21 protein-coding genes are annotated in these 21,357 nt (G+C 32.5%); 4 read left to right on the top strand and 17 right to left on the bottom strand.

What is annotated here, in order from left to right; genetic code table 11:
• Positions 1-7: 7 nt before the first annotated feature.
• Positions 8-2,389 (top strand): DUF3160 domain-containing protein, encoded by a 2,382-nt coding sequence (locus HHU12_RS24160; protein WP_169659308.1) that lies wholly within the window; start codon positions 8-10, stop codon positions 2,387-2,389.
• Between the two features lie 125 nt (positions 2,390-2,514).
• Here the strand turns inward: HHU12_RS24160 and HHU12_RS24155 are convergent, their stop codons facing one another.
• Positions 2,515-2,844: a hypothetical protein gene (locus HHU12_RS24155; RefSeq protein ID WP_169659307.1), complete on the bottom strand. Its 330-nt coding sequence runs from the start codon at positions 2,842-2,844 to the stop codon at positions 2,515-2,517.
• An 867-nt stretch (positions 2,845-3,711) separates the two neighbouring features.
• On the opposite strand from HHU12_RS24155, the gene HHU12_RS24150 reads away from it, so the two are divergent.
• The 3 genes from HHU12_RS24150 (at position 3,712) to HHU12_RS24140 (ending at position 7,284) form a co-directional block, all read left to right on the top strand.
• A complete protein-coding gene (locus HHU12_RS24150) occupies positions 3,712-5,286 on the top strand; it encodes a hypothetical protein (protein WP_169659306.1) in 1,575 nt (524 codons plus the stop codon).
• 220 nt (positions 5,287-5,506) lie between these two features.
• Positions 5,507-6,295 carry a hypothetical protein gene (locus tag HHU12_RS24145; protein ID WP_169659305.1) on the top strand — a complete coding sequence of 263 codons (789 nt, stop codon included), beginning with the start codon at positions 5,507-5,509 and terminating at the stop codon, positions 6,293-6,295.
• The gene (locus HHU12_RS24140) at positions 6,289-7,284 is read left to right on the top strand and encodes a hypothetical protein (RefSeq protein WP_169659304.1); all 996 of its coding nucleotides are present in this window, start codon (positions 6,289-6,291) and stop codon (positions 7,282-7,284) included. The genes HHU12_RS24145 and HHU12_RS24140 overlap by 7 nt, the downstream gene beginning before the upstream one ends.
• 151 nt (positions 7,285-7,435) lie before the next feature.
• Here HHU12_RS24140 and HHU12_RS24135 read toward each other — a convergent pair whose 3' ends face one another.
• From HHU12_RS24135 to HHU12_RS24060, 16 genes are all read right to left on the bottom strand, one after another.
• Positions 7,436-8,209 carry a hypothetical protein gene (locus HHU12_RS24135; RefSeq protein ID WP_169659303.1) on the bottom strand — a complete coding sequence of 258 codons (774 nt, stop codon included), beginning with the start codon at positions 8,207-8,209 and terminating at the stop codon, positions 7,436-7,438.
• A 3-nt stretch (positions 8,210-8,212) separates the two neighbouring features.
• Entirely contained in the window at positions 8,213-8,842 is a 630-nt protein-coding gene (locus HHU12_RS24130; protein WP_169659302.1) for a hypothetical protein, read from the bottom strand.
• 69 nt (positions 8,843-8,911) lie between these two features.
• Positions 8,912-9,652 (bottom strand): DUF6882 domain-containing protein, encoded by a 741-nt coding sequence (locus HHU12_RS24125; RefSeq protein ID WP_205959981.1) that lies wholly within the window; start codon positions 9,650-9,652, stop codon positions 8,912-8,914.
• 71 nt (positions 9,653-9,723) lie between these two features.
• On the bottom strand, positions 9,724-9,978 hold the full coding sequence (locus tag HHU12_RS24120; protein ID WP_169659301.1) for a hypothetical protein: 255 nt from the start codon (positions 9,976-9,978) through the stop codon (positions 9,724-9,726).
• Positions 9,979-10,009: 31 nt separating this feature from the next.
• Positions 10,010-10,486, bottom strand: coding sequence for a hypothetical protein (locus HHU12_RS24115; protein ID WP_169659300.1), 477 nt, complete (start codon positions 10,484-10,486; stop codon positions 10,010-10,012).
• 158 nt (positions 10,487-10,644) lie between these two features.
• Positions 10,645-11,208, bottom strand: a complete 564-nt coding sequence (locus tag HHU12_RS24110; protein ID WP_169659299.1) for a DinB family protein — start codon at positions 11,206-11,208, stop codon at positions 10,645-10,647.
• 143 nt (positions 11,209-11,351) lie between these two features.
• A complete protein-coding gene (locus HHU12_RS24105) occupies positions 11,352-11,717 on the bottom strand; it encodes a hypothetical protein (protein WP_169659298.1) in 366 nt (121 codons plus the stop codon).
• Between the two features lie 411 nt (positions 11,718-12,128).
• On the bottom strand, positions 12,129-12,707 hold the full coding sequence (locus tag HHU12_RS24100; protein WP_169659297.1) for a hypothetical protein: 579 nt from the start codon (positions 12,705-12,707) through the stop codon (positions 12,129-12,131).
• A gap of 327 nt (positions 12,708-13,034) precedes the next feature.
• Entirely contained in the window at positions 13,035-14,312 is a 1,278-nt protein-coding gene (locus HHU12_RS24095) for a hypothetical protein (protein WP_169659296.1), read from the bottom strand.
• 4 nt (positions 14,313-14,316) lie between these two features.
• Positions 14,317-14,991 (bottom strand): hypothetical protein, encoded by a 675-nt coding sequence (locus tag HHU12_RS24090; RefSeq protein ID WP_169659295.1) that lies wholly within the window; start codon positions 14,989-14,991, stop codon positions 14,317-14,319.
• A 196-nt stretch (positions 14,992-15,187) separates the two neighbouring features.
• Positions 15,188-15,946 carry a helix-turn-helix domain-containing protein gene (locus HHU12_RS24085; RefSeq protein ID WP_169659294.1) on the bottom strand — a complete coding sequence of 253 codons (759 nt, stop codon included), beginning with the start codon at positions 15,944-15,946 and terminating at the stop codon, positions 15,188-15,190.
• A gap of 357 nt (positions 15,947-16,303) precedes the next feature.
• Positions 16,304-16,882, bottom strand: coding sequence for a hypothetical protein (locus tag HHU12_RS24080; RefSeq protein WP_169659293.1), 579 nt, complete (start codon positions 16,880-16,882; stop codon positions 16,304-16,306).
• A gap of 38 nt (positions 16,883-16,920) precedes the next feature.
• The gene (locus HHU12_RS24075; RefSeq protein WP_169659292.1) at positions 16,921-18,102 is read right to left on the bottom strand and encodes a YARHG domain-containing protein; all 1,182 of its coding nucleotides are present in this window, start codon (positions 18,100-18,102) and stop codon (positions 16,921-16,923) included.
• A gap of 80 nt (positions 18,103-18,182) precedes the next feature.
• Positions 18,183-19,088, bottom strand: coding sequence for a YARHG domain-containing protein (locus HHU12_RS24070; RefSeq protein ID WP_169659291.1), 906 nt, complete (start codon positions 19,086-19,088; stop codon positions 18,183-18,185).
• A gap of 532 nt (positions 19,089-19,620) precedes the next feature.
• A complete protein-coding gene (locus HHU12_RS24065; RefSeq protein ID WP_169659290.1) occupies positions 19,621-20,499 on the bottom strand; it encodes a hypothetical protein in 879 nt (292 codons plus the stop codon).
• A gap of 233 nt (positions 20,500-20,732) precedes the next feature.
• Entirely contained in the window at positions 20,733-21,194 is a 462-nt protein-coding gene (locus HHU12_RS24060) for an HAD domain-containing protein (protein ID WP_169659289.1), read from the bottom strand.
• Positions 21,195-21,357: the final 163 nt, after the last annotated feature.

The raw sequence follows: 21,357 nt of genomic DNA, 5'->3' as shown, positions 1-21,357 counted from the left end.
GGATAATATGAAACTTAAACTCAATCTATTGTTTCTCATGCTGACACCACTTCTTTTTACAAATTGTACGGAAGAAAGTGTCACTAATGATGAAACAAAACAGGCGAATGTCAAATCTTCAAAAGAAGAACGAATTGATAAAACGCAAACTCCAAAGAAGGAATATCTTCAAAAGTATTATCAGCTTGATCATATCAAAAGTTATTATGATTGGAATGAAATGACGGGTGTAGATGCTCCTCCTTTTGATTATAAAAAGGATCTGACTTCTTTGTCTTATGAAGAATTAAGGCTCTTAAGAAATGAAATTTTTGCCCGAAATGGCTATTTATTTAATGATGCTTTTTTAAGAGGTTATTTTAATCAATTCAAATGGTACAAACCTATTTTTGATGTACCCGAATTCAAGGTGTCTTTGGATAAAGAAGAACAAGATTTTATTAGTGAAGTTAAAAAAGAGGAAGCAAAACGTAAAGCAAATAAGACAGTGGAAAGGGAAAGTCTGTCACTTTATAATGCAGATCTGATTGTCAATACAAAACAGTTTAAAGCCGTACCCACAGAGGTACTTGAGGACTTTGGAAAACAGAATTTCAGTATTGTAAATGCCAACCGTTCTATGCCTTTTTATGCCTATGACAATAATGCATATCAGCACATTCCAAATTACGTGACCACTGACTTGTACTTGTTTATTTTGCACAGGTATTTTTCTCGTTTTATAGAGAAATTTGAGGAGAATTATTTATCAAAAGAACTAAAAGGAATACTTAAAAAGACATTTGAAAAACTAGCGACTTTGAGTACGCATAAAAATGAAGTGGAATGGGCTCAGACTTATTGTGCTTTGGCTTTACATTCTTTTGGTGACCAAGCTGTAAAGCTTCCAGAAAGTTATACTGAAATCTATCAGGAAGAAGTTCAGAAAATTGAGAATGCTGGTGGGAAACCATCTTTTATCCAAAATGAAACTGTGAATTTTGGAGATTTGAAACCAAGGTCGCATTATACGAAATCAGAACCTTTGAGAAGTTATTTCAAGTCTTTCAAATGGATCAGCCTTAATGGTATTGACATCAGTAATAACGAAGAATTAAAAGGTCTGATTACATTGGCCTTTACCATTAAAAACGATCCGAACTTATATAAAAAATATCAGAAATACAGTGCTGATATTGAAAAACTAGCTGGAAAAGAAGACAATATTTCCATCCGTGATTTAATAGCATTGATTGATGTAAATTCATTAGATGAAGCCTTGGAAGAAAGCAAAGTTGCTCAGATTCAAGAACAGTTAATGGCATCCTCCAAAGAAAGAATAAAGGTGGCTTATTTTACTCCATCAGCAGAAGAGGACAAGAAACGACTCTTTTTCTTTTCAAGCACTTATTCTATCAGCGGAGAAATTTTCAGCAAACTCATAAATGTAAAGAGAGATGCTCCTAAGGCATTAGATGTTGCGGCGGTATTTGGTAATAAAACGGCAGAGAAAATCTTATTGGAAGAATACAAAGAAAACGAAAAATGGCCTGCTTATACATCGAATCTCCAACAGCTTCAAAACCAATTTGAAAGTTTTTCAGATTGGGATCACAACTATGGATTTAAGGGCGTAGAATCCGCACTAGCCTCTTTTGCAGAACAAGAAAACTACCCCAACTTTATGAAAACGGATGCTTACAATAGGAAAGAATTGTCTACGGCATTATCATCTTGGACACACATAAAACACGATTTAGTATTGTATCAGGAAAGACCTTACGCCGCCGAAGCAGGAGAAGGTGGGGGACCTGAACCTCCATCGCATTACAGCTATGTGGAACCAAATATTGTATTCTGGAACACTGCAAAGGAACTTGTGTCTTGGCTGGAAATACTTTCTGAAAATAAGGAAACCACTTTTGAGAGCGAGCTCCAAAAGATTAAAGAAGTTGGGAATTTATTGAGAAAGGTAGCAAATAAGCAACTCAATGGAGAAAACGTTTCAAAAGAAGAATATCAAAAACTTCATTTTATCGGTGCAGAAATAGAGTACATTCTTCTGGGACTTTTAGAGACGGATCATCTTCCTACTAGAGAATCTTCAATGGCATTGATTGCGGACGTTTATGCCAATAAATCGGGAATTTTAAACGTGGCAGTAGGCCATGCTGATGATATTTATGTGATTGTACCTTTCAAGGGAGAATATCACATTGCAAGGGGATCAACGTTCTCTTTCTATGAGTTCCAAAGTGATGGTGTGCTTAATGATGAGGATTGGAGAAAAAAGGTGGGTGAGAAAAATGTTCCTAAAAGACCTGAATGGATTGCTCCTCTTGTTAGAAATGTGGAAACGTTAGAAGGGAATATGGAGTATAGATACCCTAGGTATGTTGATTATGATTAGCCTCAAGTTTATATACCAATTAGTATAATTTGAAGCCTCACATTTTAAGATGTAACAGTTTAGTAAAATCCCCAGCATAGAATAGATGTTGGGGATTTTTTCTTCTAGCTTTTACTAGAGAGTGATTAACACGTTAGCTTATCCGCTTCTTCTAGATAGGCTTCTTTGCTTTGTTCAAATTGCTCGATTAGTTGTGCTTCTTCAGTTGCATCTGATGCACTTTCAATTAACCCTTTTCTGATGCATGCTTCATTTTCTAAGATGTAGTCATTTAGCTCCTTCGCATTTTTTCCTCTTTCACAACCAGAGGGCAATATCTGATGTGCTGCTTGCATTACTGTAAATTGAGTAAGCACAATGATAGAGTTACATGGAGTTGATTCATCTTCACTAGAGCAAGAGTTGAAAAGTAGAAAGGAAAGTAGAACGAGGCAAGATAATAGTGACTTTTTCATTGTTTTTTAGTTGTAGTTGTAAATTATAATATTTCGTAATATATAATATTTGTCATTTCTGTCAAAATAAACTTAACTATTATAGATGAGGTGATTAAGTACACCTATATACTGAAAATGACGCTCACGTTTAACACTTGAAACATAGTGGTTTTTTATCACAATAATGGGAAGAGGTGTTGCGACAGTCCCAGCTTGTTCGTAGCGATTTAATTAGCAAATTGAACTTTTTCAAGGATTTCCTTTTGATCAAAAACTTCTAATATCAAATTAGATTCTGAACAATCAATTATTTTAATCTTTTCTTCTGTGTTTTCAACATGAGCTCCACAAAATTTAGGAGTGATGCCGGTGAAAACTACTTGACCATTTATTGTATCAATATTGAAAGAACTCCATCCATCTTGCTCTAACCAAAAATAATTTAATTTGATCTCAACGTTTTTTGTGTGACAATTTAAGCTCTCTACTCCAACTTATCTATCATTTGATTTTCAATTCAAGAGTCATTTTCAAAAAAAATACTTATTTTTGATGTATTACTCTTAGAAATTGAAATCAGTAAAAGAACTATTGTAAGGTGTAGCATAAGTCGGTAACAAGCCGTAAAAGTAAATCTAAGGTTAAAATGTGAAACGTGTAAATAGGCTCTTTGCTATAAAAACTAAATTAATGGATAAACTAACTACAGCCTATAGGCAGGAGTTTAAAGAGCCAAATTCGATCATTCTTTTTTTTGTTTTTTTATTTTTTTTGGCAATACTTTCATATATACTCTTTTGGATTATCGTATTTACGAGCTATGTTTCTGTAATAGTTTTTACTCTGTTAGTAGGCAGTCCATTCATTATCATCTTGATCGTAAGTATGATTAGTAGTCTTAAGAAAACAAAATGGGTTATTGAGGTAAATGAAGATATATTGAGTATACAAAAGAATAAAGAAGAACCTACTCATTTTAAGAAAGATGCTATTTCTCATATCTATATGGTTGAGGATATGAATGATGAAAAAGAAGAACAAAGTCTTTACGATAATAATATTCAGATATTAGAGGTCAATAATAAAACGACCAATTTGTTTTCTTCTTATCCCTTGATACCTTATAAGAAGATCGTTCAACTTGCAACAGAGCTTCGAGAAGCTTTAGATATCAAAACAACTATTATTGATGATGATAGTAATAATAAATATATTTTTGATGCCAATACTTACTTTATTCAAAACATAAATCAGTTGTTTGCAACTTATGAAAAGATTAATCTATATCAACTTGCCACTTTTTCTATAAAAAAGGATAAACTCTTACCCACTGAATTTAAACTGTCAAATATTTTTGAAATTATCGATATTCAACATCAACTCGGCAAAGAAAAAACAAGTATCCGGTTTATTACTAAAGGAACGGAGGAAAAGAAAATATTTCAACTTGAAGAGAGTGATGAAAAGGTTTCTTGGTATGAAATAAAACAGTTAAAAATAGAAGACTTTTTTGATCATAATAACCATAGTATTGAATACCTTCCATCTGAGATGGAATATAGAGGCTATAAGGGAGAGATGTCAGCACTAAAGGCTTATCAGATGGATTCATGTATCAGTGATAGCAAAACAAATTTGGTTGAAAGAGTATTGAATTTAAAAAAGTCAAAGCATCGCTTACATTTTGTTGGTTTTGATTCAGAAGAAAATAAAATAAAATCAATAGAAGATTATGAGTATTTGATATTCAATGATGTGATGATTGAATACAAGTTTACTGCACCATTATCAGAAGAATTTAATATAAAAAAGCGTAAGATCAGACTAGAAGAATTACCTACATTTATTACAGAAGAATACAACTCTTATACGCTAAAGGCGCTTAATTTGGATGCAGGTTCTTTGGCAGATTTACAAATGATCTTGGCATTTAATCCATCAAATTATATCAATAATGAAGTTTCATGGAACACCTATCACTGTTCGGTAGGAGACTTATTTTCATGTGTTGATCAAGAGAGCTTCATAGTGGAAATTGTATACTGTCACTTGAGTATCTCAAGGCAAATATCTTTTGTTTTGAGATGCCAAAATGAGAATTCAACTCAGCTTTTTGCTATTGATCATAATGGAAAAACGCATTCTATTACAACACTAAACTCATTTCAATTCATAGATGAAAATGGTTTATCAGATCTGTCAATTGAATCTTTTCCAACAACATTAATCCATAATAATGAGGAGTTTTATAAACAAAATTTAGTAATTAAAAAACAAATGGAACTCACCAATTCAAATGAACCGAAATTTTTATTTGAAGTACAATATTTTAATAAAAATGAAAGTGCTTCAATTCAAATTAAAAAATATGATGCAACGGATTATATTGAAATAACCTATTTAGAAGAATTAAAGCAAAAGCCTACTTTTTTAAAGACAGAAAAATTGGAGGTACGATAACTGTAGAATTACTATTATGATAAAGCAAAGGATTGAATTTATAAATTTCCAAGATAGAGACAAACCATTAATTTATGTCTACTTATTCATAGGTGTTATTTTATTTATATTTTATTTTTTTGAAATAATAAATCAACCCCTCTTAATTTTTGGTGAAATTTCTACACTACTCATCTTACTCAAGTATTGTTATTATTGGCTTGAGCGATCTAACACGAAATTGATCATAGATATTGATGAAGAAAAAATGAAAGTAAGCTATACCAGGAATCTGAAAAGTGATAAGCGACTTTTTGAATTAACACACAGTGATATTGAAGATGTTGTTTTGAAACCTATAGATGACACTTTTGAACAATTATACATTGTACAAAAATCAACAGGAATTTTTCATAAACTTGAAATTCCCGATGCGAAATCAATGTATAAAATAAAAGAGGTGTACCAAAAATTATTAGATGTTTATCAGTTTGATAAAAGTAAAAAAGAAGAACATAATGAGGTCGAAAGTCAATCTAGTTTAAGGAGTTTTCCCAAGCTTAAGGATCAGCTTGATATCAATATAGAGGATCTCAAAAAAGGAAGTGTAGTGACTTTAGCCACTAATGATTACCACATAGAAGAGGTAACTCAATTCGATTTTGATAATACAACTACACATTTTTCATATGATATAGGCAATAATCAAAAATTACTGATTTACCCTTCATTAGGTTTTCTTATCATCTGTCTTGAAGCACAAAATATGGAAGCTTCCATACAATTTCAGAATGAAGGTGTGATAGATTTTGAAGGGGATAAGTATTTCTTATTTGAGGAATTGAATGGGAAGTTTCATAATTCACGACAGAAGTTTATGTCTGTGAAACAACGCTTTTTTACCACCTCAGATTATTCCAAAACCTTACGTTATTTTTCTACTGATAATGAATCTATTCTTTACGTAGGAGAAAGAAAATATATCAATCAGATCAGTAGTGTTTTACCATCAACTCAAGAGCAATGCTAAAGTATAATAAAACAGACCGCTCACTAGAAATAAAAGTTAGAGATTCATATTCCATAGATGCCTTTTACGTTCTATTAATTTTTTCTTCGATAGGCTACTATCGATTATGTTACGATACAGGAGGAAATGGTATCTTCAGCTATGCTTTGATAGGGCTATGTATCTGTGTTGTTTTGTGGCAATTCATTGTATACCTACCAAGTGATAGAATAGAAGTAGAAAATGAATCAATCACTAAAGAAAGTTATTTCGCTTTTTTTCGAATAGGTCAAAAGACTTATGAGGTGAAAAAAATTGAACAGTTTTTTGTCACGAAGTCAAAACGTCTTTGTATGATCTACGATGGAGAGGAAAAGTATTTTCTCTCCGCAGAAAGTGATGAAGAGGTGCTAAACCTTGAAAGATTATTAGAGAGATATATTGGATTACAAGATTATAAGGCAAGTGAAGATGAATTATTAGAAAAGCAGGAAAAGAAAAACGAAAATGTGGTAGCCAATAATATATGGAATACATCCATCAATAAAATTGCAAGCCTACACCCTAAAGATATCTTAACGATTAGTCATCAAGACTATGAAGTGTATCAACATTTCAAATGTCAATGGAATAATCAAAGTCAAACCATAATTATACACCTCACGAATGCTACAACAGAATTGTTGTTTCATTATTCTAGAACCGTCCAAAAAGATATTTATTCTATCGAAACAAAGTTAAATGCTTTTGAAATTTTTAATTTGTCTTCTTTCTCCACTTCCTCTTTTATGGACTATCCCAACAAGTTATATTATAATGGAGAAGCCTACAATAAGACGTATTTAAACCAAGGTACACTGACGAGTACTATCACCCCAAAAGGAGTCGCTGCAACCCAAGTATTTTACTTTTCTGTAAATCAAGAAGAGTATTTGAGGTTTTTCAAAATGGGAGAAAATACGTTGTCACTTTATCATGGACGAAAAATGGATAGGGGGTTAATTATGTAGTTTTTGATGTTTAGAAATACTGATTGAAGCTCACTCTACTTCAATAGTTTACTTCTTTAGAGTGCTTTAAATCTTATATAGGTTTACTTGAAGTGAGAGATCTGTAGTTCTTTACTTTATGGGCCCTGTAATTACTCGGCAAGTTGGTTTATCATAGAAAATAGATTAAGCTATCCACTTTAGGAGCTGTGAACTTTCTCCTTAATCTTCTGTAATCACTGGATTGAGGTGATAAATCAAATTGACTTTTCTGTATCGTACATTGTATAGAATCAGAATAAAATAATTGATTGTTGACCTTCAGTTTTACTCTAAGAAATGTATCAAAATTGCCTTTGTATTTGGGTATTTGAACCAGCATCATTTGATGAGCACGCAAAGCCGTTATCCAATAACTATTACCACATTTGCTATAGTCAAAGTATTCAATATTTTTCCATTCGCCATCTTCATTTTTTGCCTCTTGAATAAGGAATACCTGATTGTCTTGTTGTTTTATACCAATATCTTCTTGAGATAAATTTTGGATGCAAAGTAGGTGTGAAGGATAGAACGTACTTTCTTTTACTACTTGATAGGAGGTATCAGAAACATTTTTCTGATGGTAAGATGTCACTTCGTAGGGTAAGTGATTGACATTATGAAGAGATAATTTTAGATTCAGTTCTAGTGGATAGGTTTTATTAAAAAAAGTAGGTTCTGTAGTGGTGTAATTTCCATTTTCTGTAATAGACAAAATACCGAGATTCGTATTTTTTGCAATAGAGGGCTCTTTGATATTCTTAGAAGAAGATAGCTTTTTTGAAGTATCACTTAAAAAACTGAAATCAATCTCTGAAAAATGAGTTTTGATAATAGTATCATCATTCGTGTGACATGAAATCAATATAAATAGGGATGCAATATAGGAAGTGAGTTGTTTCAAATTTTAAATGCTCTTGAATAGTTTTTCTATTTCTTCGTCTAATTCATCTTCATCAGGAATTTCACCTGTAAATGGAATTTCTTTAGGGTGCAATTGTACCCAAAGCTTCAATTTTTCATTTTCAAATCCCGTTTTACGGAACTCCTTTATCGTTCTCACCAATCTCCTTTTTACGTTCACTCTTTCAAGTGATTGGGGTTGCATAAAGTGAAGAAACACTTTCGATGGATTTTCACTCAAACTACGATCTATACCATTATTTGAAAAATCCCTTTGTATTAGATTACTAAGACTATCATAATTGAATGTACCAACATCATATTTTTTTATGGAATCATCAAGGATAAAAATTATATTTCTTGACCGAGTGCAAGCGATAGTTGACCCACACATATTAATTAAGTTGAGACGATAATTAATACTGTCGGTATCAATCACTAATTGTACTTGACAGTCATGGTCATTACATAATACCTCATCAATACTTTTATAGAGTGAAAGGAAACTCACTGTAGAATCTATATTGATTTGGACCAACTTGTCTTTATCATCTGGCCCAAACTTCATGAAGGCTGTATTATTGCAAGAAGTCAAGATTAGAAGTGATATGATTCCTATTAAATTGCTTTTCATTGAGAGTATGTTTCAAAAATGCTCTTAGTTTGCTTAAACCTTTTTACATTACCTGATGACTATACGGATTTACGTATTCCCATTTAATGCAGTCAATCTATCTAATTCATCAAACTCTGCCATTACCATTATATTATTTCTAATGGCCTCAATTTTATTTTCGGAAACTTTTAATTTAAAATCTCTATCAATCAGGTAATTGAGAAATGTTTTTTTGTGGTTTAAGTCCACTGCACCAATTAACTGTGGGAATGAAGTAAATACCTTCTCGCTTTTCTCTAAGTCTACCATAGGAATTTCGGGATCATCAATAGTGACCACTAATGTACCTTGACCATAATTTGCACAATAGTAACTTTTGGCCTGAAATAAACCACATGCCATCATACCCATTTTATGCTCAAAACCCTCTTCAACATTGAAGTGACCTTCGGTAAATTCCTTGATGTTCTTTTGTTGGCCGATATTTTTTAACTGATGTGACTGCAAAAGTAGATTTTCAGGCATACCACTTTGTGTGTTTGCCCAACCCCACATCCAAGATTGACTGCCAAAAGCAAGGGACCCAATAATTTGGATAGGGAACTCGAGGGGACCGAAGAAAATTTTTCCTTTTTGCATATCAAGATTCCAACTGTAGGAACCGATAACGTCACCAAAAATAAGCTGTTTTTCAAATGACAGTCCTGCGTGAAGTTCTACTAAGTCTTGAAAGCTTTCAAAATCAGTTTTTGTCATTGTATTAAATCCTTCTCCACTGTTTTGCCCTTTAGAATTATCGGCATTGAATAGATTTTTAAATAGTTTCATTTCTTAATTTTTATAGTTTGTAGAGATTAATCCTTTTCTTTTGAAATATTTATAATGAAGGAAAATGTAAATTAATGCATGATGAACATTGAAAGAAAAAGCCAAACAAAAATATTCCCAACGATTATGAATGTAATAGTTCCGAAATATAATTTTGTCCACCTTGTAAGGTATTTGTAGAAAAGAGGGAATATCAGTAAAGCACTTCCAAAAAATGTCGCTCCGGCTACATCATATCCACCCTCTATTGAAAAAAATATTGAAATAACGGCTAGGATTCCAGCGACAATATGTATGAGATAAGCAATATCTCTAAGAGTTTTCATGCTGAGTTTCAGTTAATGTTATGGTGTTATCTTAAAATTCGATTCTGAGTGACTTAGCGCTCATATCTATATCCCAAAAAGATTCCCCGATCACTTCCTTTATTTGATTAAAAGTAGAATCTAGTTCATCAGCTCCCTTTTCACTAGGCAAAGGAGCACCTTCTTCTGCTTCTTTTTCCCCATTAAATGCACTAAAAGATCGAACCAATTGATCTCCTTCATAATAGAAAAATATAAATGCCATAGACACCTCACTTAATGCAAAAGTGAGGACATTTGCTCCCTCAACAGAATGTGCATCAATACACGATTCGTGATTTAGAAATAAAATAGTTCCATGTTCACCAAGATATGCATCACAGATACCTTCCTCTTTCCAATTACTGCTTGCCGCTTCAAAAGTTATTTCTTGTGCGTTTGAAAAATCATAGCCTAAATCTTCTTTAAGCTCGTCGAGTTTGCCATTGTAATTTTTGTTGATTACTATTCCTGCAATATTAAATCCCATATTTATATTAAAAAGTTTAGTTTGCTTGTTTAATCGTTGAAAAGATGTATACAATTTAAAAATTAATGTATTACAATACAAGAATACTATAATGCTATTTATCTCATTTGAGTTGTGGTTTGAGGGCAATACAATCCATGTACTAATACTGAGTGCGATTACTTAGGAAGTCGATTTTTCACCAATGCGATTTGCCCCATATGATTAGCGGAGTGTTCCATCACATGAAACCATACCCAATGATTATTGACGCCTTCATCTACATTTTCTGCAAACCATGCGTCATCTTTTTTCTTAAGTCCTTCTAAAGTTTTTTTCCTTACTTGATCCCATAAATAGAGGTAATACTTTATCGGTTTTCCCTTTAACTCTTCCCTGCTTTTATCTCCCAAACTACTAGCTACGGCCCAAAATTCTTCTTCTTTTTCAGTCCAAGTACGTCCCTCTAAAGTTTCCACTTGATAATAAGACTCTGTAGCGATCAAATGCATAATCAGGGCACCAATACTGTTCGCCTTGTCATCAAATAAATAATCCGTTTCTTCCTGATTTAAATCAGAAGTCATTTCGGTAATTCTGCTTTTTAAGTCTTCAAGCATATTGACCATGATACCAATTTGAGGAGAATACCCTTTTTCCGGTTTAATTTCGTATTGTGCATGTGCTAATGAAAATGAGAAGTATAAATTTAGTAGTACGAAAATTATCTTTTTAGAGCTCATAAAGTTTTATTTATAAATTGAAGTGTAGAATAACTATGTATTTAAATGTCAGTTAGTTTTCTCTAAATATAGTTCAATGTTCTTGAGGGTGCAAGTTGAGGATGTAGAGAGCATGATGTTAGAAGTCTGTTAAGCACGCTACATTAATCTAATATATCAAACTCCTTATATTTCATTCTTTTAGCGTCATTGTATTTCTCTACCCAATAGCCGTTTTCAAACTTTTGTACATTTAAACCTAACCTGAATTTATTTTTGATCAGATTTTGTATTACAACGTTCAAATTAATGTCTATGCCAAAATAATGAAGTTCAGTTCCAAATCCATCTTTTACCTCAAATGCGTGATAGTCAAAATTATGCTTTATACTTTTTCTTATCAGTTCCTCACAGATTATTAATCTAAAGTGATCTTCCAAGGTTTCTTCGTACATTCCTTCACCTTGAAAATTATATATTGTTCTAATCGGAATGCTAAACCTAAGCACTTTTTTGTTTTCTATTTTCATTGATGTTTTATTAAAACTGCCAAGTCTGAATTAGGTAAGATTGAGGCAGTGTCATCTATTAAGGAGTTTCTATTCAATCTGCTTCTTTAGTATACAGGTCAATTATTAATCTTTTTTTCAGCTAATGTTAGATTCATTTTCTCGTTTTGCTTTAAACTAAGTACTAAGACAAAAGTAAATTATCCGTGGTGATGAATGAAGAAAAAAATGGTTGTTGTAGGGACGTTGCATTGCAACGTCCATCGAACCATCATAAAGGCCATTTTACAGACCACAACACGGACTGTTTTATCTTAATTAAGGACACATGTTGAAGCTTTAAATCGTGATTTGAGCTAAACTGGTATTGTTACTTATTTTTACCTTTCAATATTCCTTTTGTGTTTTCAGTGTCAGGTATATAAAGTATCTCTAAATTGTATTTTTATCTTTTCCTTTCTTTTTGACATATAAGAGCTCCTCGGGCTCAAATGTAAAGTCACCTAGTAGCTTCTCTGTCCCCTTTTTATAATACTTTTCCAACCCTTTTATCACAACCTCTTCCATTTGTTCTTGCAACACTGCTAATTCGGGTTCTGTAAAAGATTCAGATGTGCCTTTAGTAAGCAGTTTTTGTGTTTTTTTCATTTTGTAATCAGGAGAGTTAATAGGCTGAAGTAGAAGACCTGCTTTTATAGCTCCCATTTGTGGAATAACATCGATAACATAAATTTTTCCTGCTTCTAGGTCCGCTTTAACATAATCTTTATTTTCTGCTCTAGCCCAGAATAAATGTTCACCTGGATCACACTCATATCTCAAAAACTTGGGTCCATTAAATCGCCCAATAACTTTAGTACTGTCAAAGTAGGTGAAATTTATAGCAAACCCCAACGATGATGATCTTACAAAGTAAACGACTGCTTTATCCGTTGGTGCAGGTTCAATTGATTGTGCATATCCATAAAAACTGAATAGTGTAAAAAGAAGTAAGAGTAATGATTTTTTCATTCTTTTATTAGTTTATGATCTTAAATTTTCAAAACTGTAACGAAGGTCAATCCGTCCAAAATACAGTCTTGGTGTTTGTTTGAATACTGTTTAATTTTTTACTTTAAATAAACTCGATTTCTTGCCTATTAATTTTAATGGACTTTTTAATTTCATTACAGATGTTCATAGTTGCTTTTTATTATTGTTTTAATACTAATGTAAATTAGAGCATAGTATTTGACTCAATTAAATAGCAGTAAATGTAATTATTTTCTATAAACAATAAGCAAGCCTTTCACCATACTGAACGTAATTTTTTAACTCAAACAGATTCCAAATATAATTTTACTTTCTTAAAGAAAGCCTTTGCGGATAAAACACCACCTGAATCAAATTATATTCAAGCTGACTAAAATCAAATGCTTTACCATCAACCTTAAAACTAGAGTAAGGATACCACCTTAGATTGGTTCTGAGAATAATAGCTTCATTGGTTTTTCCGGGTACAATGTCCCACCCAAAAGTAAGTCCGGGTTCAAAGGATGAATAATTAAAACTACGTTTCGATCCATCTACTTCCTCAGTGTATTCAATGGTATCATAGGCGAGATTGAGACCTATGTAGGGTGCAAAGCCAGAGAAGTCAATCAGAAATTTATTTGCTTCTAGAGCCCATGAGTATTTTTGGATGGTTTGTTTGGTACCAAATCCTTCGGTTTTAAAGGTTGGGTTTCTGAAAGATAAAGCTGTGAAAAAGTTGGCTTTGTTAAAGTGATAACCCAATGCAAAATCAAGATAGCTGGAAGAAGCTAATCGTTGTTGTAAATAAGGAAATTCCTGAGCGTTGTATGCTGAATTTGAAAGTGAAAACGAAATGGAAGGTCCAACACCAATAAAGAAGTCTCCGAATGATTTGGCATCATAAGAAAGCTTTGAAACACTTGGGTAACTGTTCCATTGATCAAGGTTCTTTTGAGTATTGTCTTTGGTAGCGTCAAAAGAATAAAGTAAGCCAAATTGAATGGAATACGAAGGCGTTTTAACTTCTGTCATTTCAGTCTTACTAAGAGGATATTGCCATTTAGTATTTGGAAAATAATTGACGGCCATTCTGAATGCGATTTTTTTATAACTGTACATTAACCCCACATCAAAATTCAGCATAAAATCTTTAGCAATCGTGGTATGTTTCTCTCCTGTCTGCGGGATTTGTTCAAATGTCAATGCACCCCAGTTAAAGCCAATATAAGGACGTAATTTCCCTTTTTTCATGGCCCAAGGGTAGATCCGTGCTCCAGTTGCTACAGAATGTAGCATTTTGTGCTGGGCATCATTTCCATCCAAGTTGATTTGACTTAGAGGGAATGTTACATAGAATTCGGTATGACCCCAAAAGTGAAATCCTCCCCAAGTGATGTATGGATTTAAAGTAGCGGAGTAATCAATGGGCATTACCTCTCCGTTGATCATTTGTTTCCCTGTAAAAGAAGGGAAAAAGTTGCCTCCTGCTTCTAAATACATTCGTGCAAAATCCAATCTCTGTTTTTGGGATGTTTTGTCTTGAGCTTGTAGGTTGAAAACGAACAAGCAACTCATGATGATTGTGATTATTATCTTATTCATTTTATTAAAATTGAAAACCAACGAAAAACCAAATACTATTATCAAATCGATTATTCTTGACGGTGGTGTCACCGAGTTGTGTATCTTGAATTGGATCAAGGGTGAACCGTAATGGAAGAGAAACTCTATAGTAAAGACCTTTTATTTTTAATACATCTGTTTCCACAAAACTGATGGCACTTCCAACAGTAAAAGAGGATTTTTGAAGTTTCTCATTAGAGACGGTATGCGTGTATTCATGATCATAATACCCAAAAGAAGGTGCGATATAAAGACCCTTGGTAAAAACAGGAAAGTCATAAAAGAATTCAAAACCAACTTGCTTTCCTTTTACATTTTTACCGTCTACCGCTTTTGCAAAATCAGAAGAGAGATGTTTTTCAGATAAATAAAGATAGGTGAAAGCAAGCCTTAGTAAGTGGTCATTTTTAAACCTTATACCTGCTTCTCCACCCAGAGATTTGAATTGGTTAAAAACAGCTTCTCCAAGGTCATAGGCAATAAAGAAATTAGTAGTTTTACTTTGAATAGAATCCTTATACGAGCTATTCATCTCAGAAGAATAGTCAGTAGCATTCCGTCGTTTTTCAGACACTTTGTGATGCAATGCTAAATCTTGTGCATTGCTCCCAATAGAATAAAAAATAATAAATGTGATGAGTAATAATTTGTGCTTCATAATCTTAAATTTTGAAGCAAAACTATAAGTGATGTGAGAGGTTCACAATCGGGTAAAAGTATGATTTAGGCCTGATAAAGGGATATCATACAAAAGTATGAGTCTTGATATTCAGTTAATTGTAGTATTTGTCAGTCATCATTAGCCCACCACTTAAGTCGTGGGCTAATGATGACTGACAACTATGGTAATTCTATTACCTAAGCAAGTTTGAAAGTTCATTTCGGGTTTTCACACCGCATTTTTTATAGATATTACTTGCATGAGTTTTTACTGTTGGCAGAGAAATAAAAAGCTGATCAGCGATATTCTGATAAGTCACACCCTTGTGAAGCAAAGATGCTATTTCCTGCTCCCGTTTTGTAAGTGAATAGTTCTTGAATTGTTGTTCGTTTGGTGTGCTACCTTTTTGGATGAGAGACAACCTCTGCATGTCATCGTAGATTTTTCTGATAGCCAATGCTGTAAAGGCAATGTACAATAGAAAACCAATTTGAAAATGTTGGTACTCTTGTTCAAAAGCATAATGAAAAATTAGATAAATAGGTGTCAGCACTAGAAAAGTGAGTGCAAAAATCCTATTAGATTTCTCCAAATGCTGGAATTGCTGGATGGCCTTTGTACTTCTTGTAATTAGCATTGATGTGACGATGGAAATAATTAGAAATACAATCACAGCCCATTGTGCCAACATCATTTCATCCAATAGCTTTGCACCGATCACCATTACCGCCATTACTATTGAAACCCCAATGTGTATTTTTTGGAACTTAACGGGGATGGAATGTTTCTGTTGACTCAGCGTATCCAAAAAGGTAGTACAAGCGATCAAAATCATACAAAGCAAGGTAGAAAGGGTTGTCGTCTCTTCCTCTTGAAATAATGGCGATACACTAATGGAGATTAATAATAATAGAAGTGAAATTGTAAACCCAATCGTCTCCCGATTCTCCATTTTCTTATTGTAACACAGTATTTGCAGAAACAAAGAAATGGTCAATGCAGTGTAGGTTATAAAGAGTAAGATATATTCAAATTGAAGCATTTTCTTTTGCAACAAGTTTAGTTGTAGTATTCATTTGTTTAGGTGTTTCAATATAACACTTCGTTTACAAATTACTACCAATAACATCATGTAGAATATTATGATCTTTTTATTATCCTAATCGCCTCATTTAATTTCTCTTCATTGAACCCTTTTATAAGTTCAGTTCGGACTAATTTATTTTGAATAGATGGATTCAAGCTATTTAAGGATTTATCATCGTCAATAATTAAAAAATGGACAATACCTATCGCTACTTCTACCTAGTCATTTTGTGGTAATTTTTACTAATCCATTAACTGAATTTGCACCAAAAATCTCTGGGTTTACAGGGTTGTCTATGTATTGAATTCCAATAATTTTTTTAAGTTTTATTTCATTAAATCTGTCAAAATATTTTCTGTGGTCAATCTGTACACCGTCAATAATTAATACTGGTTCTCCTTTTTCTGGATCTATGTCGGCGGTTGTTTTTAGATCAGGTTTTGGATACATTGCCTTTGCTTGAGAAAAGGTTTCTCTAATTGAACGTTTTGATTGACCGCCTTTGGGTATTATAATTATTATTCCCTCCAAAGGTCTACAAAAAGTCAAGCTATTGGCATAGGCTTTACCTATGTAATGAATGCTTATAATGTCAGATCGTTTGAACTTGGAAAGCTCATAATTTAAAGAATCATTGTTCAATGGTATACCCTCAATTATGTAAAGCACATTTTTTCCAGTCATTGAGTTTGGAACAGTATTTAAGACCCAACTATCAATGTACTTTTTATCCAATGATTGACCAAAGGATAAATTAATCCACAAAATCAAAAGTGTCATTATGTGAAGTATCTTTCTCATGCTTGTTGCCAATTTTTATTATATGTCACTTTTACATCCTAGTAGGGTGCATATCGATAATATGTCTTATTATCTTCTTTATACTCACTATCCCACTTATTTGATTTTACCTTTTCCAACCAATTTATTTCCTCACTCGATAATTCATCCAAAGTAGCCTTGTATTCAGGTTTTGGACTATACCACCATTGTGATGAATAGTACTCTTGAATCACCTCCGTTTTAAATACATAACCTCTAAGAGCAAAAGGTAGGTTTCTTAAAATTTTAAATGAATTTTCATCAACTGACCGGGTACTTGATATATCACTATTTATATATTCTGGTAAACCGTATATACTATAGTCAAAAGCAGGGTAACCATATTCCCTTTCATCTCTTGATGAACCTAAATAAAGTTCTCCTTTAGGTTTAAAATTTTTCTTATGGAAAATTACTCTGCCAGTACCTGTTATAAATTTAGTCTTCTCATCCCCTGAATCATAGCATTTACCATAGGGAATTTTCCATTCACTTTTATCATCAAAAAAAGTGTTTCTCATACTAAAAATTTCACTTATTCCCATGTCAATGATTAGCGTAAAATCATCTATTTGATTATTACCCCATCTATTTGCAGCGGTCAAAATATAATCAAAATTATATCCACCCATTACAGATCCCGACATATTAAATCTATACGTATGAGTGATTTTATTTAAGCCAGATTTAAAATTTGCATTGAAATGATAAACATAATAAAAATCAGGTGAGTTTTGATCAAAACCATTATTAATGATCTCTTCCTCAGTCTTCGCATTTATCTTGTTGTTGACATAATAATTTTCAGTATTTACAATAGAAGTTTTAAACTCTAATAATTCACTGTTCACATTTACATCAAAATCAGAAATATAAGGGTGGGCTCCATTTTTGGGAGTTCCATCAACATCACCATTTGGTGAAGGAGCTTCGAACCCAACCAAGATGGTTTTTTCTGGTCCAGGATTAAAAAAGGTATAGTCAACCGTCACATAAGCAAAGTATTGTTTACCAACTGTCTCACCGGCATCATTTTGTTCATAAACTGTCTTTTTCTCTATGGTTAATACTTCTTTAGTTACGCAAATATCAGTTTCGGTAATCGGTATCAATTGATTACCAGAAGCGTAATATGCAGAATCATTTGCAAAGACTCTTAGCGTTATCAAAGCCAAAAAGATGAATGTTAGTTTCTTCATAATTTATTTTTAAATTTTTAATTAAACACAGTTCACTCTATTCTTACATTATTTAATTACTGTGATGCGTAAATAATGTATTACATATTATTTGATCTATGAAACATTCCATAGGCATCAAGGTAAAAATCAAAAATTTCATCACCAGCATAAAAATGAAGGTTTGTTTCTTCTTCAATCTTTTTTATATAAACATCTTTGCGAGCACATTTAAACCCATCAAATCTGATCGTATCAATGATGTTGGAACTACGATCCATAGCATAATAAACGGCATAATCTCTCCAACCAATCCCTTGATACAATGATGCTGCTGAGCATAAATAAATATCATCAGTGATCTGAATTGGCCGAGTCATATATACTTCTAAAGGAAATCTTTCATCAGAGTCTTGAGCAGCCTCTTTTTCTCGAATTTCGTCGATATTAGGATACAGAAGAAGCTTACCTAAAAACAAATCCATTACTCTTCGGATATTGTCATGATCAATCTTCGTTATACTATTCCCAAGCCTATATATGGAGTCAAATTCAGACAATGGATAGCCTGCAGTATTATTTTCTATAGTTAAAGATTCTACTTGGCGTTCAATTTTAAAAATAGCTTCATATTTTTGAAGAAACTTGATGTTTTCCAAATCTAACTCAGTGAGTAATGAATCTACATTGTCTTCTGTAGGGTTATACCAACTAAATTGACTAAAATATTCGGTAAGTTCTTGAGACTTGAATTTATATCCATATTGAGCATATATCTCATTGCGTTTAATCCTAAAATCTGCACTGTCAAAGTCTTGAACCATGTAATAATAGTATTCCTTATCTACTCGAAATTTCTCAACAGGCTGTTGATCTATTACGTTAGCAACTTGTTGTTGATCTATTTCATTCGATTGTGAATTTTTTTGAGTTGTTGCTGAGCAACCCGCAATTAGTAATAATGCCCAAAAGTATATTACTTTTTTTGATAGCGTTTGTGAGTTCATGATTTTTTGCTTTAAATATTAGCGTTTATTTATAATCTCTTTTCACTTAATTGTTTGCTTGATATTGTTGATTCTTGACAAAACCCTATACTTGACAGTAAAAGAGTTATGATTATTGTTGCTATTTTTTTCATAATGTTTGTGATGAGTGTATCGAATTTTCGATCGTTGCTAGATTGCTGAAAGATTCCTAAAATTAGATATTAATGTAATACAAAAAAATAAACATTTTTTCGCCTATTTCTAAGAAATATCCTTTACTGTACTCTTGCAAGTGATTGAAGATTAGTAATAAACACTCCCAACTTCCATCAAAAAATTAGTAGATAAGGTTTAGAAATAGTCGCTTAATAGCCTATCCCTTTTTGAGGGAAATAGCTTGGGAATTCCCCAACTTATTTTGTCGTTGGTCTCTAGGTTACAGATTCTTGTAGCACTTTGTATTACAAGAGCCGTATGAATTGAGAGGTTCACGTACGTTTCTGTGAGAAGTTAGGGGTGAGATTCCCCTAACTTACTCGAAAGTGTGCTTTTATTTTTTCTTCAGTATATATTTTAATTCTTTCTTTACAACAGTATAGTCTTCCATATCTAAACTAAAGAGGTTTATTTCTTCGTTTTTTACCTCAAAATAAAATACATTCTCTGGATTATCTTGATAGTACTCCAATTGTTTAGATGTTCTTTCTCCTATTTGTACTATATCACTTTCAAAAACACCATTTATTTCACGGAAAGAAGTCCATATCTGCAACCTTTCTATTTCCTTATAGCCTTTTGCAATTCCTTCTTTACCAATATTAAATTTAGCAGATAAAACATTCCTTTCTCCATCCAAAAGAACATAAGACCCCTCAAGGAAAATCTTGTTTGCAAATGCATCTAATTCGCACAAATAAGAATCTTCGCAATTCTTTTCTAATTGAATAAAATCGGATATACCTTTTTTCGTTTGTAACCTTATAGTTTTCTGTCTATTCGTGTTTACAAAAATAAGTTTATCACAACCACTTGTACAAGGGTCTCCAAGAAACTCATCTCCAATTTTTTTATGTGAAAATAGAAATTCATTTTCCTTTATTTTCTTATAATAGTAGATTGGAGATCTTTCTGTGTCTCCATATGTATAGATGGAAATTCCAAAATATTCTTTATCAATTAAGCTAGAGTCAATATAAATGTTTTGAAACGATTCTTTTTGTGCTTCATAAGGTGATTTACTTTTAATCATCTTATTAATATAAGATTCAGATATCCAGTTACCTTGATATTCTGATGCGAGCTTTATTAGGTCAGGATTGTTGACTGTTTCTCTTGACTCAACTTTATTATCAATTGTTTTTGTATCCTTTAAGGATTCACTATTTGAGCAACTGAAAAAGGGAATCAGTAGTAGGATTAGATATTTCATGAACTTAATTATTTAATTGTACACAACAACATTGGATAAACACAATGGCGCTTATCCATCAGTAAAAAATCCTCCTAACTCCCATTAAAAAAATAGTTTGCTATAAGATTGTAGAAAGATTACCACAAGATATATATTACTGTATTACAAAACAAGAGTGCAAGAGAACTACACAGCCTTTGTTCAACTAGTGCTTAATTTTTGGGTTTGAAGACTAAACAAAGACCTAATTATTATGATCTTTTTATAATCCTAATTGCCTCATTTAATTTCTCTTCATTGAACCCTTTTATGAGTTCTGTTCTAACTAATTTATTTTGAATAGAGGGATTCAAGCTATTTAAGGATTTATCATCGTCAATAATTAAAAAATCGACAATACCTGATTCGTTAATAAATTGTTCAATCTCTTCCTTTCGGTCCTTGCAGTGCTCATATATAGGAAGAAATGATTTTATTGGACAATTTATCTTTCTATACTTGAAAATTTCGTTGAATTCATCCAGTTTTTTCACGGTTCTACGTGTCGAACTTAATATAATATCGCATTCAAAAACAGATAGAAGTTTATTCAAATTTATTACACAACTTTCGTTGAATTTTGAATATCCGTCACCATCAATTTCGTCTGCTTTCCACATCGGAGTTGTAATTAAAACTCCATCTAGATCCAAAATTAAAGTAGGTTTCTTCATTTTTTTATATGTATTTGTTTGCTTTAATGTTTACGAATGACTCAGTCGTGATGTAGCATACAGACCGCGTCACAACTGAGCTATGTAATATGTGGATACACCGTTCGCCGTTGTGCCACCCATTTCACTCATATTGTGCCAAAAATTCACACGCCATTGTGCC

It is taken from the genome of Flammeovirga aprica JL-4 (assembly GCF_012844305.1).
Lineage (GTDB): Bacteria > Bacteroidota > Bacteroidia > Cytophagales > Flammeovirgaceae > Flammeovirga > Flammeovirga aprica.
The sequence above is the reverse complement of the archived record's forward strand: the minus strand, read 5'-3'. Positions and strand labels throughout refer to the sequence as shown.

Coding starts and splice junctions, on each gene's coding strand:
- HHU12_RS24160 (WP_169659308.1), top strand. CDS start 8: ATGAAACTTAAACTCAATCTATTGTTTCTCATGCTGACACCACTTCTT.
- HHU12_RS24155 (WP_169659307.1), bottom strand. CDS start 2,844: ATGAAAAAGTCACTATTATCTTGCCTCGTTCTACTTTCCTTTCTACTT.
- HHU12_RS24150 (WP_169659306.1), top strand. CDS start 3,712: ATGATTAGTAGTCTTAAGAAAACAAAATGGGTTATTGAGGTAAATGAA.
- HHU12_RS24140 (WP_169659304.1), top strand. CDS start 6,289: ATGCTAAAGTATAATAAAACAGACCGCTCACTAGAAATAAAAGTTAGA.
- HHU12_RS24130 (WP_169659302.1), bottom strand. CDS start 8,842: ATGAAAAGCAATTTAATAGGAATCATATCACTTCTAATCTTGACTTCT.
- HHU12_RS24125 (WP_205959981.1), bottom strand. CDS start 9,652: ATGAAACTATTTAAAAATCTATTCAATGCCGATAATTCTAAAGGGCAA.
- HHU12_RS24120 (WP_169659301.1), bottom strand. CDS start 9,978: ATGAAAACTCTTAGAGATATTGCTTATCTCATACATATTGTCGCTGGA.
- HHU12_RS24115 (WP_169659300.1), bottom strand. CDS start 10,486: ATGGGATTTAATATTGCAGGAATAGTAATCAACAAAAATTACAATGGC.
- HHU12_RS24110 (WP_169659299.1), bottom strand. CDS start 11,208: ATGAGCTCTAAAAAGATAATTTTCGTACTACTAAATTTATACTTCTCA.
- HHU12_RS24105 (WP_169659298.1), bottom strand. CDS start 11,717: ATGAAAATAGAAAACAAAAAAGTGCTTAGGTTTAGCATTCCGATTAGA.
- HHU12_RS24100 (WP_169659297.1), bottom strand. CDS start 12,707: ATGAAAAAATCATTACTCTTACTTCTTTTTACACTATTCAGTTTTTAT.
- HHU12_RS24095 (WP_169659296.1), bottom strand. CDS start 14,312: ATGAATAAGATAATAATCACAATCATCATGAGTTGCTTGTTCGTTTTC.
- HHU12_RS24090 (WP_169659295.1), bottom strand. CDS start 14,991: ATGAAGCACAAATTATTACTCATCACATTTATTATTTTTTATTCTATT.
- HHU12_RS24085 (WP_169659294.1), bottom strand. CDS start 15,946: ATGGAGAATCGGGAGACGATTGGGTTTACAATTTCACTTCTATTATTA.
- HHU12_RS24080 (WP_169659293.1), bottom strand. CDS start 16,882: ATGAGAAAGATACTTCACATAATGACACTTTTGATTTTGTGGATTAAT.
- HHU12_RS24075 (WP_169659292.1), bottom strand. CDS start 18,102: ATGAAGAAACTAACATTCATCTTTTTGGCTTTGATAACGCTAAGAGTC.
- HHU12_RS24070 (WP_169659291.1), bottom strand. CDS start 19,088: ATGAACTCACAAACGCTATCAAAAAAAGTAATATACTTTTGGGCATTA.
- HHU12_RS24065 (WP_169659290.1), bottom strand. CDS start 20,499: ATGAAATATCTAATCCTACTACTGATTCCCTTTTTCAGTTGCTCAAAT.
- HHU12_RS24060 (WP_169659289.1), bottom strand. CDS start 21,194: ATGAAGAAACCTACTTTAATTTTGGATCTAGATGGAGTTTTAATTACA.